Genomic DNA, 17,235 nt, shown 5'->3' on the forward strand with positions numbered 1-17,235 from the left:
CGCCGCATTCATCGCCCGCGCGGCGCAGGGGAAACGCCGGAAGCGGCGCTATTTCATTACCTTTTCGATTTCATCCACGATCCGCTCCGCCGCATCGGGGCGCGCCAGCTTTTCGAGGTTTTCGCTCATCGTCCGCAAAGCCTCCTTGTCCGAGAGCAGCTCCATCGCCCGCCTCATGGCCGCCGTCCGGGCCTCGGCATCGGGCACCACGACCGCCGCGCCCTTGGCTTCCAACGCCTTGGCATTCTTGGTCTGATGATCCTCGGCCACATTGGGCGAGGGCACGAACAGCACGGGCTTCGCCACCAGACACAACTCCGAGACAGTCCCCGCCCCGCTGCGCGAGAGGACCAGATCGGCCGCCGCATAGGCATAGTCCATGCGGTCGATGAAGGCCCCCTGCCAGATATTCGCAACCGGATGCGCCGCCAAGAACGCCTGCATCTCGCGCTCATAATATTTGCCCGTCTGCCAGATCACCTGCACGGGAGCGTCCGCGCCTTCGAGCGCGAGTATCCACGCCTTCATCATCTCGTTCAGCGACCGCGTTCCGAGCGATCCGCCCACGACCAGCACCACCGGAAGATCGGGCGTAAAGCCGTAATATTCCAACGCTTCGCCCCGGTCGGCCCCCTCTTTCGAGAAACGGCCCCGCAGGGGATTGCCCGTCATCGTGATCCTGCCCGCCGGAAAGAAACGCTCCATCCCCTCATAGGCGACGCAGATGCGCTTCGCACGCTTGGCCAGAATCTTGTTGGTCAGCCCGGCATAGGAGTTCTGCTCCTGAATCACCGTCGGCACGCCCAGCCGCTGCGCGGCCCACAGCACCGGGGCGCTGGCATAGCCGCCGAATCCCACGACCGCATCGGCCCCGAATTCACGAATGGTCTTCTTGGCCATCGAGACGCTCTTCAGCACCTTGAACGGCACCGCGAGGTTGTGCCAGTCCATGCGCCGCTGCAGGCCCGCTATGGGCAGTCCCACGATGCGGTAGCCCAGCGCGGGCACCTTCTCCATCTCCATCTTGCCCTCGGCGCCCACGAAGAGAATCTCGACCCCGTCGCCGAACCGCCGTTTCAACGCTTCCGCAACAGCCACGGCCGGATAGATATGTCCGCCCGTTCCGCCGCCCGAAAGGATGATTTTCCTTGTCATGCTATTTTATCTTTTTTACTTACAATCAATATCTTTCAACCCGCCTCCGACTGTCCGAAGATCCGACGGCCCGTCAACCCGAAAGCCCGAAGATCCCGACAACTCAAAGGCCCGACCGCGGCACCGCCCCGGCGGCCCGGCCCGAAGCCCCGACAGCCTGCTAACCCGGCAGCCCGCTAATCCGAGGGCCGTCCCCGGCGGTCCGGAAACCCGGCGGTCCGGAAACCCGGCGATCCGGAAACCCGGCGATCTGAAAACCGGGGTGCAGACTTCCGCCCCGGACAACATTCCAAGGCAAGCCGCCTGCAAAATTACGAATTCTTTCCGTTCGCCGCCCTTTCGTCCTCCTTTTACCGCCCCCAGTTTCCCCGGTCCAGCGAGCGGTAGTTGATCGCTTCGGCCACATCGGCCGCCGCTATGGTTTCGCGCCCCGCCAGATCGGCGATCGTGCGGGCCACTTTCAGAATGCGGTCGTAAGCCCGCGCCGAGAGCGACAGCCGCTCCATGGCCCGCTCCAGCAGCGCCGCCGAAGCGGCGTCCGGCCGACAGTATTCGCGCAGCATCGCCACGTTCATCATGGCGTTGGTATGCACGCCCTCCGTCCCCGCGAAACGCGCCGCCTGCACCTCCCGCGCCCGCACGACCCGCTCGCGGACCGCGGCGCTCGGCTCGCCGGGCGCCGCCGCCGAAAGTTCGGCCGCCGGCACGGGCGTCACCTCCACATGCAGGTCGATCCGGTCCATCAGCGGTCCCGAAATCCGGCTCATATAGCGGTGCACCGCCCCCGGCGAACATACGCACTCCTTCGCCGGATGGTTGTAATAGCCGCACGGACAGGGGTTCATCGCCGCCACCAGCGTAAAGTTGGCGGGATATTCCACACTGTATTTCGCCCGCGAGACGGTCACCCTCTTCTCCTCCAGCGGCTGCCGCAGCACCTCCAGCACGCTGCGCCCGAATTCGGGCAGCTCGTCGAGAAACAGCACCCCGTTGTGGGCCAGCGACACCTCGCCGGGCCGCGGCGACTGTCCCCCGCCGATCAGCGCCGCCTGCGAAATCGTATGGTGCGGCGCCCTGAAAGGCCGCCGCGCCAGCAGGCCGCCCGCCGCCATATTCCCGGCCACGGAGTGTATCTTGGTGGTCTCCAGCGCCTCTTCGCGCGACAGCGGCGGCAGGATGGTCGGCATCCTGCGGGCCAGCATCGTCTTGCCCGAACCCGGCGCCCCGATCATCAGCACGTTGTGACCGCCCGCGGCGGCTATCTCCAGCGCACGCTTCACATGCGTCTGGCCCTTCACATCGGCAAAATCCTCTTCATAACGGCCCGCCTCCGCCCCGAACGGCTCCCCGTCCGCAGGCACCGCCGGCGTCATCTCCCGTTCGCCGTTCAGCAGTCCGATCACCTCCTTCAGGCTTCCGGCCCCGATCACCTCGACGCCTTCGACCACGGCCGCCTCCGCGGCATTCGCCGCCGGCAGCACCAGCCGCCGCAATCCCTCTTCCCGCGCGCGCACCGCCATCGGCAGCACGCCCCGCACGGGTTTCAGCGTCCCGTCCAGCGACAGCTCCCCGGCGAACATCGTCCCGGCAAGCGTTTCGGCATTCACCCGCGACATCGCCGCGAGAATCCCGACGGCGATCGGCAGGTCGAACGACGCGCCCTCCTTGCGCAGGTCGGCCGGAGCCAGACTCACGACCACCTTGCGGCCCGACATCCGCTCCCCGGAGTTCTCAAACGCCGCACGTATGCGCTGCTCGCTCTCCTTCACGGCGCTGTCCGGCAGCCCCACGAGGTACATTCCCAGTCCGCCGCCGGCGATATTGACCTCGACGGTCACCGCCGCGGCATCGATCCCCACGATCGCTCCTGCATAGGTCCGGACAAACATCTATCAGAAAAATATTATCAATTAACCATTCTGTTACCGGCCTCTTCCACAGTCGTCCGCACTGACCGCACTGCCTGCATCGCCTGCACCGACCGCCTCAGCCGCACCGACTTCGCCGGCCACATCAGCCGCAGCGCCCCTCTAAACCGGCTCTTCTAAAACGGCGCCTCGTCGTTCAGCGCGGGCGGATTGGGGTCGAACTCCCCGCCGCCGATTCCCGCGCCCAGTCCGCCGCCGATTCCGGCTCCCGGCACGGCGTTCGAACCGCTGGCATAGTCGTCGTAGGCCTGCTGGCTGTCAGCCGCCTGCGACGGCGGCAGCATCGTGTCATCCACGTCGGCGAAACGCGCCTGCTCCTTGAGGAAGCGCAGGTTGACGTCGCACACGGCGCCGTTACGGTGCTTGGCGAGGATGATCTCGGCCATACCCGCCGTCGGCATGCCGTTCTCGTCCTGATTGATGCCGTAATACTCCGGACGGTGGATGAAGGCCACGATGTCGGCGTCCTGCTCGATGGCGCCCGACTCGCGGAGGTCCGAGAGCTGGGGACGCTTCGAGCCGCCGCGCATTTCGGTGGCGCGGCTCAGCTGCGACAGCGCGATCATCGGCACGTTCAGCTCCTTGGCGATCGCCTTGAGCGTACGCGAAATAAAGGCCACCTCCTGCTCGCGGTTTCCTTTCGAATCCTGATTGCCGGTCATCAGCTGCAGGTAGTCGATGATGATGATCTTGATGTCGTGGTGTATCTTCAGACGGCGGGCCTTCGAGCGGAATTCGAAGACCGAAAGCGCCGGCGTGTCGTCGATATAGAGCGGCGCGCTGCCCAGCGGCTTGGTCGCCGACTCCAGATGCCGCCACTGTTCGGGCGTCAGACGGCCCGACTTGACGTCGTTTCCGCTCAGTCCCGTCTCAGCGATAATCAGACGCATCATCAGCTGTACGGCGGACATTTCGAGCGAGAAGAACGCCACGCCCTGCTCGTGATCGACCGCCATGTTGCGGGCCATCGAGAGCACGAACGCCGTCTTGCCCATCGAAGGGCGTGCGGCGATGATGATCAGGTCCGAGAGCTGCCAGCCCAGCGTCACGCGGTCGATGGCCATGAAGCCCGACGGCACGCCGTTGAAGGCGCTCGTATTCTTCGACGCCTCCTCGATCTGCATCAGCGCGCGGGCCAGAATATCCTTCGACGCCTGCACCGACCGCTTGACGTGTCCTTCGGCCACCTTGAATATCTCGCCCTCGGCATATCCGATCAACTCCGTCACGTCGGTCGATTCGTCGTACGACCGCTTCTGAATCTCGGTCGCCGAGCGGATCAGCTCGCGCTGCACGTACTTCTGGGCGATGATTTTGGCGTGGAATTCGACATTGGCGGCCGAACCGACCTTCTGCGTCAGCTGCGCCAGATACGACGCACCGCCCACCTTCTTCAGCTCCTTCTTGGCCTTCAGCCGCTCGGTGACGGTATAGAGGTCGATCGGTTTGAGCTCCATCGAAAGCTCCTCGATCGCGCGGTAGATCGTGCGGTGCTCCTCGGTGTAAAAAGCGTCGGGCGTGACGTACTCCTGCACGGCGATGATGCTGTCCTTTTCCAGCATCAGCGCGCCGAGCACGGCTTCCTCCAGTTCGACCGCCTGCGGGGGCACGTTGCCGGCGGTGTCGGTCAGCGCCTCGAATGCCTCCCTGTTGCGTTGGGAGGGGTTATAATCTTTAGCCATGATTTATCCTTTCGTTCAGAGCCCAAAAATAGCGATTCGGGCGGAGAAAACAAAACGGCCGCGGCAAAGTTGTTATCGAAAATCGTGTTGATGCCACGATTCTCCCGCAAACAGTCCCCGCAGCAGGGGATAACGCCTGTTGAAAAAGAATTTTTAATTTCCGATCACTCCCTCACCCCCAGCTCCCGCCGCGAGACGGCGAGCGCCGCGATGCTGATCCGGCATCCGGGTGCGGCGCGCAGCATCTCCCCGGCGCACGAAAGCATCGTGCTGCCCGTCGTGAAGACGTCGTCCACCAGCAGTACATGCCGCCCTTCGAGCCGTTCGGGACGGCGCACCGCGAAAGCCTCGTCCACGTTCCGGGCGCGCTCGCGCCGCGGCTTGAGGGCCTGACTCTCCGTATTGCGCTTGCGGCGGACGCTCCGGCGGTCTACCTCCGCTCCCAACTGCGAGGCGATCCCCTCGGCGATGTACTCCGACTGGTTATACCCCCTCCTGCACCGCTTGACGGGGTGCAGCGGCAGGGGCACGACCACTTCCACCCCGTCGTACAGCCCGCTCTCCTTCAGACAGCGTCCGTACCACTCGCCCATCGCGCGGGCCGTGCGCCACGCTCCGCGGTATTTGAATCCGCGGATCAGCTCCCGCCACCCGCTTCCGTGAATGTAGTAGAGAAAACCCGAAGCCCGCTCGACGGGCAGCATGTCCCGGCACTTCGCCAGCAGGGGATTGTCCGCCTCAAGCCAGAACCCCGTCAGGGGCGCCGTCGTGCGGCACAGCGTGCACACCGTGCGTTCGCCCTGCGCGAGCGGGACGCCGCAGACGGGGCAGCGCGGCGGAAAAAAGAGCGCCGCGACGTCGCTCAGCAGGTCACTGAGGATCGACATTGCAGACGACGGTTATCGTTTTGAATTCGGGATTTTCGGCGAACGCCTTCAGCTCGGCGGCCAGCAGTGAGCGGGCCTTGGCCGACGAAGCGCCGCTTTCGATCTTGAGCAGCAGCCCCGCGAGATACTCGCCGCGGATGCGGTCCACCGGGGGCGTCATCGGCCCCAGCACGCGGCGGCCGAACCTGACGCGCAGGCGCGCCGCCAGCTCCGTGACGCCGCGGCGCAGCAGCGCGACGTCGCGGTGGCGCAGCGTCAGCGATGTCAGCCGCGCATAGGGCGGATAGAAGAACGCTTCGCGTTCGGAGAGCTGCATGCGGGCCATCCCGGCGAAATCGCCCGCCACGACCTGCCGGATCACGGGATGCCCCGGCTCGGAGGTCTGAATCACCACCTCGCCGCCGTCCGAGCGGCGTCCGGCGCGTCCGGCGACCTGCAGCATGAGCTGAAAGGCCCGCTCCGCAGCCCTGAAATCGGGGTTGTTCAGCAGGTTGTCGGCATTGAGAATCCCCACCAGCGACACGCCGCCGAAGTCGAATCCCTTCGTAATCATCTGCGTCCCGACCAGAATATCGGTCTTGCGGGCTTCGAAATCGGAGATTATGGCGTTGAACGCCCGCTCGGAAGTCACGCTGTCACGGTCCAGCCGGGCGACGCGGGCTTCGGGGAAGAGCCGGGCGATCTCCTCCTCGACCTTCTCCGTGCCGAATCCCCGCGGCAGCACCTCCGTCACCTCGCACGAAGGGCACTTCGCCGGCACCGGGGCCGTGTAGCCGCAGTAGTGGCAGACGAGTCTGGCGCCTCCCTTGTGGTAGGTCAGCGTCACGTTGCAGTGAGGACAGCGGGCCGTCCACCCGCACTGAGAACACTCGACGTAGGGCGAGAATCCGCGGCGGTTCTGAAACAGCATCACCTGCCCGCCCCGTCCGAGCGTCTCCTCCATCTTGTCCAGCAGCAGTTTGTTGAAATGCGCATGCCGCTCGCCGCGCTTGGCGGCGCGGATCGTATCCGAAACGAATATTTCGGGCGGGCGGGCGTCGCCGTAACGCTCCGCCAGCACGGCGCGGCCGTACTTCCCGCCCTCGGCGTTGAGCCACGTTTCGAGCGACGGCGTGGCGCTTCCCAGCAGCGTGCGGCCGCCCCACAGGCGGGCCATCACCACGGCGCAGTCGCGGGCGTTGTAGCGGGGCGCGGGATCGGCCTGCTTGTAGCTGGCGTCGTGCTCCTCGTCCACGATTATCAGCTGCAGATGCCTGAGCGGCAGAAATATCGACGACCGCACGCCGACGACGAACTCGCCCCCTTGGGAACGGTTCAGCCGCAGGTAGGTCTCCGTGCGGCGGCGGTTCGTAAGTTTCGAATGATAGGGGGTCACGCGGCTGCCGAAGATGCGCTCCATGCGCCCGATCAGCTGCGCCGTCAGGGCGATTTCGGGCACGAGCAGCAGCACGTCGCCGCCCCGCGCCAGCGTTTCGGCGATCAGGTGTATGTAAATTTCGGTCTTCCCCGACCCCGTCACGCCGTGCAGCAGCGCCGCAGGCTTTTCGGCGAACTGCTCCCGCAGCGAACCGAGCGCTTCGCGCTGCGGCGCGGTCAGTTCGGGCAGCCGGAACGCCGAGCCGCCCCGCTCGACGGTGCGTTCGCGCTCCGTGCAGACAATATGCCCCTTGCGCTCCAGCGCATGCAGCACGGCATAGTCGGCCCGCAGCAGGCGGCGGGCCACCTCGCCCGTCGAAATCCGGGTCTCGTCCCCCGCCGACGCGATCTCCAGCAGGGCTTCGTACTGCTTGGGCGCGCGCCGTCCAAGCTTCTCGAAGACCTCGTGCAGGCGCCCTTCGTCGTGCAGCTCCCGCGCCAGCGCCACGTAGCACTCCGTGCGGGGGCGGAACTCGTCTTCGGCGAACTCCTCCTCGGTATCGCCCGAAGGCTTCATCAGCGACGGCAGCGCCACGCGCATCACCTCGCCCGCCGAACACATGTAGTACGCGGCGATCCACTCCCAGAGCGCCTTTTGCTGCGCCGAGAGCAGGGGCGCGTCGTACAGCACGCGCTGTATGGATTTGATTGTCCTGAACGGCGGACGGCGGTCATGCACCCGCCAAACGACGCCCGTATAGAATTTGCGGGGTCCGAACTGCACGGCTACCGCCGTCCCCTCCGCCACGTGCATCCCTTCGGGCACGGCGAACGTATAGGCGGGCTGCGCCAGCGGCAGTACTATGTCGGCATAGAGGGGCATCAGAGTTTGTTGAGCGCCTGAAATCCCTTGCCGTAAACGCCCATCACCGACCCCACGGTCATAAAGGCGTCGGGATCTATCGTCTTGACGAATTTCAGGATCATCGCGGTCTCGCGCTTGCGGCATACCACCATGACGATTTTCGACTGCTTCTTGGTGTACCACCCCTGCGAGTCGATGAGCGTCACGCCGCGGTGGATATTCTCGACGATGGCCTCCGCCATCTTCTCATAGTCGTGCGTCACGATGAAGACCTGACTCGACTGCTGGTTCCCGGCCATGATCATATCGACCGTATAGCCGAAGACCGCCGTCATCACATAGCCGTAGATCACCGTGTCGATATGGAATCCCACGAGCATCGACGATCCGATGATGACGAAATCCGAGTAGATGACGATCTTGCCGTAGCTGATCGTGCGGTACTTGTTGATGATCATCGCGGCGATGTCCGTGCCGCCCGTCGAGCCGCCCTGCGCGAAGCACATCGCCACGCCCATGCCGGCCAGTATGCCGCCGAGGATCACCGACAGAATACGTTCGAGGTGGAGGAAGTCGCCCTCCGGCAGCACCGACTGCCAGAAGTTCATCCCCAGCGAGATCACCACGACGCAGTAGACGGTCTTCACGCCGAAGTTCCAGCCGATGATGAATCCCGCGATCAGCAGCAGTATTCCGTTGATGATGAATACCATCGTACCGATCTGAATCGAGACGCCGAGCCACTCCTCGACGGCATGGCACAACACGAGCGACAGACCCGCGGCCCCTCCGCCGACGCCTTTGGCGGGCAGGATGCAGCCGATCCACGCGAAAGAGTACATGATCATGCCGACCGTCATCAGGAAATACTCCTTGACGGGCTTCAGCATCAGCTCCTTAATGATGGGTTTCATTTCGGTACGGAAATATTAGCAATTGCAAAGGCAAAGATAGTGCAAACTGAGGGCAAAAGCAAGTTCGAACCTATCACAGCGACTGTAAAGATACAAAAATTTCGCCTTGATACGCATTTCGTTCCTCCAATCTTTTTTCGAGCATCGCCAGCAGCTGTTCGTTGCGCACCAGCCCCCAGTTGCGGCCGTAATGGTAGCGGGGCGGCGCCTCGCTCGCGAACCGCTCGACGACCAGATCGGGCCGCAGGCGGCGCAGCACCTCGACGAAAAGGTCGATGTACTCGCCGATCTCCCAGAAGCGGAAGCGACCGGGGTCGGCGTCGTATTCGGCGGCCATCGCCGTGCCGCGGAAGAGCTGCAGCTGATGGAATTTCAGCGTCGTGAGCGGCAGCGAATTGATCGCCGCGACCTGCTCCAGCAGCATCGCGTCCGTCTCGCCCGGCAGTCCGAGGATAAAGTGCGCCCCGACGTGCAGTCCCCGCGCGGCGGTCATCTCCACGGCGCGGCGCGCGCAGGCGAAGTCATGCCCGCGGTTCACCGCCCGCAGCGTCTCGTCGCGGGTCGATTCGATGCCGTACTCGACGGCCACGTACCTCCCGCGCGCCAGCTCCGCGAAATAGTCCAGCTTTTCGGCGTCCACGCAGTCGGGCCGCGTGCCGACGACGATGCCCGCCACGTCGGGATGCGCCAGCGCCTCGCCGTACACCTCCTTCAGCCGCTCCAGCGGCGCATAGGTGTTCGAAAACGACTGGAAGTAGACCAGATACTTCGACGCCGTGCGGTAACGCCTGCGGTGGAACTCGATCCCCTCCTCGATCTGCCGCCGCACCCCCTTGACCGGCATGCAGTACGAGGGAGTGAACGCCCCGTTGTTGCAGAACGTACATCCTCCCCCGCTTATCGTTCCGTCCCGGTTGGGACACGTGAACCCGGCGTCCACCGACAGTTTCTGCACGCGGCAGCCGAACATGCGGCGAAAATACCCCGAATAGGAGTTGAACCGCCTGTTATCGCCCCACGCATACATCGCTACAATCCCCAGTCCGAAGGGTTATAGGTATCCTTGGGCGCATTGGGCACGTTGGTAAAGAACTGGAACCCGCTCAGCCGCTCGACTTCCGCGACGCTGCGCATATCGCTGCGCGAGGGTTTGTGCCCCTTCTGCATGGCATGGCTCATCACAAAGGCCGCGCACTGCAGCTCCTCGCGCGAACAGCGCAGCACCGATTTGCCGGACTTGGCGTTCCTCGTCCGCAGCATGGCGTAGTAGAACATGGTCGGAACGCCCGCCTGCTGACCGCCGAAGGCGGCCTTCTTGGGCGAAGCCGTATTGCCGTACGAATCGGTCCACGTCTTGTAGTAAGCCCCGACGACCACATAGAGCGTATCGCCCACATTGGCACTCTCGGTCGAATCCCAATAGGTGTCTATCAGGTCTTCGAGGTTGTTCCACGCGCCGCCTCCCGTATTGAACGTCCCGCTGTGCTGGGGCGCGATATTGGTGTAATAGCAGACCTGCCTGCGCATGACGGCCGTTCTCGAACGTTCGCGGTTGCCCAGCATGTGGCCCTTGTTGTAGGGATCGGCGAGGGACTTCGACGCCGGCTGTATGCCCGCCGGAACATCCGGGTCCTGACTGTAGCTGCGGTTCCCGCTTTTGGTCACATAACAGTTGTGCAGCGGCGCGGCCACCCATACGGGACCGTGATTCTCGGCGCTGTAACATACCGTGTAGTTGCGGGCGTTGTAGTTTCCGACCTTGAAGTCGCTGATCGTATGGTAGGCGTAATGGTAATCGCCGTTCTTCACCTCGACGGGCAGTTCGGGCCAGCCCGAAAACTTCGTCAGCCCCGGATTCGGACCGGGTCCGGGCCCGTCGCCCGCATCGGTCGTAAAGGCCGCCTCTCCGCTCTCATAGGTCTTTCCGCCCGCAGCGACGCACAAACGGAACGTATAGTCCGTCGAAGCGTCCAGCCCCGAAAGCCGGACGCTCTTCGCGCCGGGCTGCGCACTCACGGCTTCGCGTTTCGAAACGCCGCCCGTCCCGTAGAGGAAATAGACCTCGGAAACAGGCTCCGCGCCCTGATAGGAGAACGTACAGCTCACCACCGCCGAAGAGGAGGTCACCTCCGAATAGGCGGGCTGTCCGAATGCCGGCGCATTCCCCGGATCGCTTCCCTTCCCGGTCCGGAAGGAGACCGATTCGCTCTGCATGCGCCCTGCGCCGCCCAGCTCCAGATAAGCGTACACCAAGTAGTCGGTTTCGGGTTCGAGGTCGCTCAGACGGCACGAAAGCGCATTCCCGCTCACCTCCACCGGCTCGGCGTCGAAATAGCCGTCCGCGGCTCCGATCCGCGTGTATACGAACCCCGCGCCGCTCTCGGTCAGCACGCCGTCGGCGAATTTCGTGCGGCAGGAGATCTCCGCCGTCGTTCCCGAAACCACCGCTTCGGGTTTCAGGAACCATGTGTCCCCCTTCTCCGCGCCGTCGTCTCCGCAGGAGGCGAAACCTGCGGAAATACCTGCCAGCAAAACTGTCAATAATCTTTTCATCTTCTATTTTTCGGTTAACAATCCCTCATTTTGGAATCTATCCAGATGGTCACCGGACCGTCGTTCACCAGCGCCACCTGCATGTCGGCGCCGAACTCCCCCGTCGGCACCTCCCGGCCCAGCAGCTCGGCCACGCGGGCCGTGAAACGCTCGTACATCGGGCGCGAGACGGCTTCGGGCGCCGCCCTGACGTACGACGGGCGGTTGCCCTTGCGGGTCGAAGCCTGCAGCGTGAACTGGCTCACCACCAGCACCTCGCCGCCGACCTGCCGCACGTCGAGGTTCATCACCCCCTGCCCGTCGTCGAAAATCCGCAGACGGACCAGCTTGCCCGCCAGATACTCCATATCTTCGTCCGTGTCCTCCACGCCCACGCCGACCAGCACCAGCAGGCCCTGCCCGATCCGGGACAGCTCATCGCCGCCGACGCTGACGGAAGCGTTCTTCACGCGCTGAATCAACAATCGCATATTTTCCGGGAAATCAACGGGTTTCGAAATAAGCCCACAGGTTGTCGTCCGCAGGCGCGGGAGCCGTGACGCTCACGGGTTCACGGCGCACGGGGTGTTCGAACTCGACCCGCCGCGAATGGAGCGAGATGCCGCCGCCGGGCAGCGAACGCCGCGCGCCGTATTTCAGGTCGCCGCGGATCGGACACCCGATCTTCGAGAGCTGGGCGCGGATCTGGTGGTGACGCCCCGTCAGCAGCTCCACCTCGACGAGCGTATAGTTGGTCCCCGCCCCCAGCGTTTCGTAACGCAGGCGCGCCTCCTTGGCGCCGGGCTTCGGCCCGTCGCAGGCCCGCGAGCGGTTGGTGCGGGCGTCGCGCAGGATGTAGTGGCGCAGTTCGCCGCTTTCGGGGTCGGGCGTCCGTTCGGTCAAGGCCCAGTAGACCTTGCGGATGCGGCCCTCGCGGATCATCTCGTTGAGCCGCGTCAGGGCCTTCGAGGTCTTGGCGAACAGCACCGCGCCGCTCACCGGACGGTCGATGCGGTGCACCACGCCGAGGAACACGTCGCCGGGCTTGGCGTCGCGGCGTTTGACAAAGGCCTTTATCTGGTCTTCGAGCGCGCTTTCGCCCGACGGATCGGGCTGCACCAGATCGCCGCAGCGTTTATTGACGATCAGCAGATGATTGTCTTCGTAGAGGATATCTTCGGGAGTGAACATTTTTCGGGTATTTCTAAAAGCGGCCTGTACTTCAACGCAACGTTTCTCCGCCGTCGGCGGGCCGCGCCGCCGAAGCCGGTATCTCGAACATGCTCGCTGCGGGTCAGAGCACGAACGTGAAGGGCAGTAGCAGCGCCGCCGAATCGACGGCCGTCGCCGTGCCGCCGCCGCTCATGATGACCCGCATGGGCGCGCCCTGACGGCGTTCGACGTCCACCATCACCTGACGGCACTGGCCGCAGGGATAGCATTCGCGCTCCGAGGGATCGGAAGCGATCGCCAGCGTCTCGATCGGATCGTCGGCATAATTGGCCTGCGCATAGAACATCAGCGTCCGCTCGGCGCAAAGCCCCGCGGGATAGACCTCGCTCTCGAAATTGCTTCCGTAGAGGATTTTCCCGCTGCGCAGCCGCGCAGCCGCCCCCACCCGGAACTTCGAATAGGGCGCATTGGCGTTCGCCGTGGCCCGTTCGGCCTCCCGAACCAGCTCACGGTCCGCATCGGACAGCTCGGCAAGAGCCGCATAATGCTCGTAGTTGAAACAAAACTGTTTTTCCATAACTCCTCCTTTTTTAAGGGGCAAAGTAAACAAAGATAGTATAATTTTTCGGAATCCGCACCATCCGGCGCCGTTTTTCGCACCCGGCGGGCTTCGTCCGCGACCACGCCCGGCCTTCCTCCGCACTCCGCCCGCGAATCCGGAACCCGAAGCGCGACAACCTCCGTCCGCGACACCCTGAGACGACGAAGAGGACGCCCTTCGCGGGACATCCTCTTCGCATATGCCGCCGGAGAGCTACTCCAGCACGAATTTCGCCTGCACGTTGTACTGCAGCTTGATGGTCTTGAAGTCGAGCGGTTCGTCCGCCGCGGCCTCTTCGCCATACCCGGCCTTCGCACTGCGCATCACGGCCATGTTGTCATACAGCACCGGCATCACGTTGTTGTTCGAATCGTAAATGTAGAAGCACTTGCCGACATTCTGCCCGATCGCCCCGGCCAGCGTCTGGGCGCTCTGCTTGGCGTTCTGCATCGCTTCGACGCGCACCTGCTCCTTATACTCGTCGATCTTCGAGTGCGACACCTTCAGGATCGAAACGTTCGAGATGCCGAGTCCGTCGAGCGCCTGCCACACCTTGGCCACCTCGGCCGACGATCCCAGCTGAAGCTGGTACTTGGCCGTCGCCACCGAAGTGTTCTTCTTGAAGAACTCGCTCGAAAGGTTGGCCACCTTCAGCTGCTTCTCGACGTTCACGCCCAGCCGCTTGAGAGCCGCGATCATGTCGCGCTGCTGACTCTCGACCGAAATCTTGCCCTTCGAATCGCGCTCGTTGATGACGATCGAGAGGTAGAACTCGTCGGGCGTGATCTCCTTCTCGGCGCGTCCGTTCACCTGAATATAGCTGGGGAAAGCCTCCTGCATCTGTGCCGCCGCGGGAAGCGCCATCAGCGCCACCGCCGCCATTAAAATCAGTTTTTTCATATTTCCCGTTTTTTAGGTAACTGTCTTGCAAATAAAACGCCAAAAATCCGAAATACTGCATCCCCTCTCCGGAATCATGCCTTGAACGACCCTATTTCGATCAGGTTGCCTTCGGGGTCGGCCACGTAGCAGGTGCGCTGGCCCCACGGTTCGGTTGTGGGTTCCATGACGGGCCGGGCGCCTTTGGCGACGACCTCGCGGAAAGCCGCATCGACCGCCGCATGGTTTTCGACGCTCAGGGCGATCTCGTAATGCCCGTTCACCGGGCCGGCATAGCCGAACCTGCGGCCGGTCATCTTCTCGAAATCCGCCCTGCGGTAGAGCAGGAACAGCGTTCCGTCCTTTTCCAGATAGACGTTCGAGGCGTTTTCATCCTCGCGGATCTCGAATCCCAGCACGTCGCGGTAGAAGCGGACCATGGTCGGCATCCGCTCGACGAATATCCCGAAACCGTCCAGTCTCATCGCCGTACGAGTTTCACGACATTTTCCACATGGTGCGTGTGGGGGAACATGTCCACGGGCTGTACCGCCTCGACGCGGTAATCGGCGTCGAGCAGCGCCAAGTCGCGGGCCTGCGTGGCGGGATTGCAGCTCACGTAGACGATCCGCCGGGGCGCGGCGCGCAGGATCACGCCGATCACCGGCTCGTCCACGCCCGCACGCGGCGGATCGAGGATGATCACGTCGGGACGGCCGTTGGCGGCGACGAACCCGTCGCTCAGCACCTGCTTCATGTCGCCCGCATAGAAAACCGTATTCCCGATGCCGTTGATCTGCGAATTGACCTTCGCATCGGCGATCGCTTCGGGCACATACTCCACACCCACCACCCGGCTGCACCGCGCGGCGCAGAAATTGGCGATGGTCCCCGTCCCGGTGTAGAGGTCGTAAAGCACGTCCTCCGGTTTGAGGTCCGCGAACTCCCGCGCCACCTTGTAAAGCTCGTACGCCTGCGCCGAATTGGTCTGGTAGAACGACTTCGGCCCCACCTTGAATCGCAGCCCCTCCATCTCTTCGACGATATGGTCCTTGCCCTTGTAGCAAACCGGATCGAGGTCCCCGACCGAATCGTTGAACTTGGTGTTGACGATGTAGAACAGCGACGTGATCTGCGGGAAATTCGCCGCCAGATGGTCCAGCAGCGCGGCGATCCGCTCCCGGTCGTCCTCGCCGAACACCACGATCACCATCACCTCGCCCGTCGAAGCCGTGCGGACGATCATGTTGCGCATCAGCCCCCGGTGTTCGCGGGCGTTGTGGAACGTGTAGCCGTTTTCGATGCAGAAGCGTCTGGTCTCGGTGCGGATGTCGTTCGACGGATCGGGCTGGAGCCAGCACTTGTCGATGTCCAGCACCTTGTCGAACATGTTGGGAATATGGAATCCGAGCGCGGGCGCGGCATCGAAGTCCGTCCCGCTCTCCACCTCTTCGCGCGTCAGCCAGCGGCGGTCGGCGAAGGTGAATTCGAGTTTGTTGCGGTAAAACCGGGTCTGCTCCGAACCCAGACAGGGCGCGATCTGCGGCAGTGCGATCTTGCCGATGCGCGTCAGTTGGTCGCGCACCTGCTCGGTCTTGAAGCGCAGCTGCTCCTCGTAGGGCAGATTCTGCCACTTACAGCCCCCGCAAACCCCGAAATGGGCGCAGAAGGCCTCCGCGCGCAGCGGCGATTTTCTGACGTAGCGGACCACGAATCCCTCCATGAACCTGCGGCGCTTGGAGCGTATCTGCACATCCACCACATCGCCCGGAACGGTCAGCGGCACGAACACCACCACGTCGTTCCAGCGTCCCATCGCCTTGCCTTCGGCGGCGAGCGTCGTTATTTCAAGCCCCTCGATGAGGGGATAATTTGCCTTTTTGCGAGCCATCGTCTTCCAATTTGCGGCAAAGATAGTGCAAGGCGAGAGCAATGCCAAATTTATTTGGACATTGCCGAGCCGCCGCCTATGTTCTGTAAAGATAGTGCAAACTGAGGGCAAAAGCAAGTTCGCTTGCATTTTGCCGAAGCGCCGCCCTCGTCCTTCACCTCCGCCGACACGGCGATCTGGCCGCCGCACCCGTTCCGTTTCAGACACCCGCAGCCCGGTCGGGGCCGCCGCCTACTCCTTTCTCTTCGCTCCGGCCCTCGCCCTCACGCCGCCCAGCCAGAACCCCAGCGCAAAGGGTCCCCCGATCAGCACCGCGAGCGCCAACACCACGTACAGCAACACCTTGCCCACCAGCCCCGGCACCGCGTCGAGCGTCGTCCGCACCACCTCGCCGGCCGTCTGCCGCAGCTGCTCGACCAACGCCTGCCGCTCTCCGGTCACATACCGCTGCAGCTCGTCGCGCTGGCGGTCGAAATCGGCAAAGGCGTTATCGACGCTGTAATTCATCGTATATATCAGCTGCGTCACCTGTTTGTTCAGCTCGTCCAGCACCCGGTCCGATATTTCGGGCAGATGCTCGGCCACGACGACGATGCGCGTGAAACTGCGTTCGAGCGAGTCGAGGCGCGCCCCGACCTCCATGCGCAGGCTGTCCTGCTGCAGCTGCATTTCGAGAATGTCCTTCGACCAGCCGACACTGCTGGCCAGTTGCTGCGTCTGGCTGCTCACGCGGTCGTTCACGTCGGCCAGCACTTCGGCGATCGAACCCGTCGCATAGGCGTGCTCTACGCCGTTCTCGCGCAGGAACTCGATCCACGCAAGGGTCGTATTCGAAGCCTCCATCCCCTCGTCGGAGGGATTGTCCCGCACATACTGCGCGACAAAACGCTCCATCAGCGCGTAACGCTCCTCCGCCAACACCTGCCGCGCCAGCCGCGCGGCCCGGCGGTCGAGCCGCGCCGCCGCATCGCGCGCCATGCCGCTCTGCGCCCCGAACAGCAGCGAATCGGGCGTCGCCGCAAAGCGTTCGTTCATCCGCCGGCAGAGTATCCACATGTCGGCCAGCGCCACGTCGGGAATCCCCTGCATGGCGGCCGAGACGCCCGCCCGCGTGGCATGTATCTTCCACCGCACGGCGGCGACCCGCGTAGCCACATCCGGCGCCGCTTGGGCAATCGAATCGGCCGTGCGCGCCACCTCTGCGGCCATGTCGTAATAGAATCCGCGCGTCATCGTCCGCACGTTCATCTCCTCTTTGGACAGGGGGTCGCCCGTGGCCACGGCGACCTTCAGCAGCGAACACCCCGTCAGCACAAGCGCGGCGCACAAGGCTGCCGCGGCCTGCAAAAGCGCATATCCGTTTATTTTCATA

General features: G+C 63.7%; 15 protein-coding genes. All 15 read right to left on the reverse strand.

From position 1 onward, the window contains the following. Positions 1–48 precede the first annotated feature (48 nt). Positions 49–1,155, reverse strand: coding sequence for an undecaprenyldiphospho-muramoylpentapeptide beta-N-acetylglucosaminyltransferase (murG, locus tag HMPREF9720_RS07695; protein ID WP_009597591.1), 1,107 nt, complete (start codon positions 1,153–1,155; stop codon positions 49–51). Positions 1,156–1,505: 350 nt separating this feature from the next. Then, positions 1,506–3,044, reverse strand: coding sequence for a YifB family Mg chelatase-like AAA ATPase (locus HMPREF9720_RS07700; protein WP_009597585.1), 1,539 nt, complete (start codon positions 3,042–3,044; stop codon positions 1,506–1,508). Between the two features lie 155 nt (positions 3,045–3,199). Beyond that, the gene (dnaB, locus tag HMPREF9720_RS07705) at positions 3,200–4,765 is read right to left on the reverse strand and encodes a replicative DNA helicase (protein ID WP_009597603.1); all 1,566 of its coding nucleotides are present in this window, start codon (positions 4,763–4,765) and stop codon (positions 3,200–3,202) included. 164 nt (positions 4,766–4,929) lie between these two features. Beyond that, positions 4,930–5,652: a ComF family protein gene (locus HMPREF9720_RS07710; RefSeq protein ID WP_009597643.1), complete on the reverse strand. Its 723-nt coding sequence runs from the start codon at positions 5,650–5,652 to the stop codon at positions 4,930–4,932. After that, positions 5,636–7,891: a replication restart helicase PriA gene (priA, locus tag HMPREF9720_RS07715; protein WP_009597669.1), complete on the reverse strand. Its 2,256-nt coding sequence runs from the start codon at positions 7,889–7,891 to the stop codon at positions 5,636–5,638. Before priA ends, HMPREF9720_RS07710 begins: the two co-directional genes overlap by 17 nt. Next, entirely contained in the window at positions 7,891–8,787 is an 897-nt protein-coding gene (locus tag HMPREF9720_RS07720) for a YitT family protein (RefSeq protein ID WP_009597574.1), read from the reverse strand. The genes priA and HMPREF9720_RS07720 overlap by 1 nt, the downstream gene beginning before the upstream one ends. Positions 8,788–8,860: 73 nt before the next feature. Next, positions 8,861–9,814, reverse strand: a complete 954-nt coding sequence (locus tag HMPREF9720_RS07725; RefSeq protein ID WP_009597674.1) for a TIGR01212 family radical SAM protein — start codon at positions 9,812–9,814, stop codon at positions 8,861–8,863. A 2-nt stretch (positions 9,815–9,816) separates the two neighbouring features. Further along, the gene (locus tag HMPREF9720_RS07730) at positions 9,817–11,340 is read right to left on the reverse strand and encodes a DNA/RNA non-specific endonuclease (RefSeq protein ID WP_009597579.1); all 1,524 of its coding nucleotides are present in this window, start codon (positions 11,338–11,340) and stop codon (positions 9,817–9,819) included. 14 nt (positions 11,341–11,354) lie between these two features. After that, entirely contained in the window at positions 11,355–11,810 is a 456-nt protein-coding gene (gene dtd / locus HMPREF9720_RS07735) for a D-aminoacyl-tRNA deacylase (RefSeq protein WP_009597681.1), read from the reverse strand. Between the two features lie 13 nt (positions 11,811–11,823). Further along, the gene (locus HMPREF9720_RS07740; RefSeq protein WP_009597604.1) at positions 11,824–12,510 is read right to left on the reverse strand and encodes an RluA family pseudouridine synthase; all 687 of its coding nucleotides are present in this window, start codon (positions 12,508–12,510) and stop codon (positions 11,824–11,826) included. A 103-nt stretch (positions 12,511–12,613) separates the two neighbouring features. Next, positions 12,614–13,069: a cytidine deaminase gene (locus tag HMPREF9720_RS07745; protein ID WP_009597693.1), complete on the reverse strand. Its 456-nt coding sequence runs from the start codon at positions 13,067–13,069 to the stop codon at positions 12,614–12,616. Between the two features lie 237 nt (positions 13,070–13,306). Further along, positions 13,307–13,993, reverse strand: coding sequence for an SIMPL domain-containing protein (locus HMPREF9720_RS07750; protein WP_009597685.1), 687 nt, complete (start codon positions 13,991–13,993; stop codon positions 13,307–13,309). 74 nt (positions 13,994–14,067) lie between these two features. Continuing rightward, entirely contained in the window at positions 14,068–14,457 is a 390-nt protein-coding gene (locus HMPREF9720_RS07755; RefSeq protein WP_009597641.1) for a VOC family protein, read from the reverse strand. Then, positions 14,454–15,863, reverse strand: coding sequence for a 23S rRNA (uracil(1939)-C(5))-methyltransferase RlmD (rlmD, locus tag HMPREF9720_RS07760; RefSeq protein ID WP_009597690.1), 1,410 nt, complete (start codon positions 15,861–15,863; stop codon positions 14,454–14,456). The genes HMPREF9720_RS07755 and rlmD overlap by 4 nt, the downstream gene beginning before the upstream one ends. A gap of 231 nt (positions 15,864–16,094) precedes the next feature. Then, positions 16,095–17,234, reverse strand: a complete 1,140-nt coding sequence (locus HMPREF9720_RS07765) for a hypothetical protein (RefSeq protein ID WP_175282399.1) — start codon at positions 17,232–17,234, stop codon at positions 16,095–16,097. Between the last annotated feature and the right edge of the window lies 1 nt (position 17,235).

Source organism: Alistipes sp. HGB5, assembly GCF_000183485.2.
Taxonomy (GTDB): domain Bacteria; phylum Bacteroidota; class Bacteroidia; order Bacteroidales; family Rikenellaceae; genus Alistipes; species Alistipes finegoldii.

Coding starts and splice junctions, on each gene's coding strand:
- HMPREF9720_RS07745 (WP_009597693.1), bottom strand. CDS start 13,069: ATGGAAAAACAGTTTTGTTTCAACTACGAGCATTATGCGGCTCTTGCC.
- HMPREF9720_RS07730 (WP_009597579.1), bottom strand. CDS start 11,340: ATGAAAAGATTATTGACAGTTTTGCTGGCAGGTATTTCCGCAGGTTTC.
- priA (WP_009597669.1), bottom strand. CDS start 7,891: ATGCCCCTCTATGCCGACATAGTACTGCCGCTGGCGCAGCCCGCCTAT.
- HMPREF9720_RS07765 (WP_175282399.1), bottom strand. CDS start 17,234: ATGAAAATAAACGGATATGCGCTTTTGCAGGCCGCGGCAGCCTTGTGC.
- HMPREF9720_RS07740 (WP_009597604.1), bottom strand. CDS start 12,510: ATGTTCACTCCCGAAGATATCCTCTACGAAGACAATCATCTGCTGATC.
- HMPREF9720_RS07710 (WP_009597643.1), bottom strand. CDS start 5,652: ATGTCGATCCTCAGTGACCTGCTGAGCGACGTCGCGGCGCTCTTTTTT.
- HMPREF9720_RS07725 (WP_009597674.1), bottom strand. CDS start 9,814: ATGTATGCGTGGGGCGATAACAGGCGGTTCAACTCCTATTCGGGGTAT.
- HMPREF9720_RS07700 (WP_009597585.1), bottom strand. CDS start 3,044: ATGTTTGTCCGGACCTATGCAGGAGCGATCGTGGGGATCGATGCCGCG.
- HMPREF9720_RS07750 (WP_009597685.1), bottom strand. CDS start 13,993: ATGAAAAAACTGATTTTAATGGCGGCGGTGGCGCTGATGGCGCTTCCC.
- dtd (WP_009597681.1), bottom strand. CDS start 11,810: ATGCGATTGTTGATTCAGCGCGTGAAGAACGCTTCCGTCAGCGTCGGC.
- HMPREF9720_RS07755 (WP_009597641.1), bottom strand. CDS start 14,457: ATGAGACTGGACGGTTTCGGGATATTCGTCGAGCGGATGCCGACCATG.
- dnaB (WP_009597603.1), bottom strand. CDS start 4,765: ATGGCTAAAGATTATAACCCCTCCCAACGCAACAGGGAGGCATTCGAG.
- murG (WP_009597591.1), bottom strand. CDS start 1,155: ATGACAAGGAAAATCATCCTTTCGGGCGGCGGAACGGGCGGACATATC.
- rlmD (WP_009597690.1), bottom strand. CDS start 15,863: ATGGCTCGCAAAAAGGCAAATTATCCCCTCATCGAGGGGCTTGAAATA.
- HMPREF9720_RS07720 (WP_009597574.1), bottom strand. CDS start 8,787: ATGAAACCCATCATTAAGGAGCTGATGCTGAAGCCCGTCAAGGAGTAT.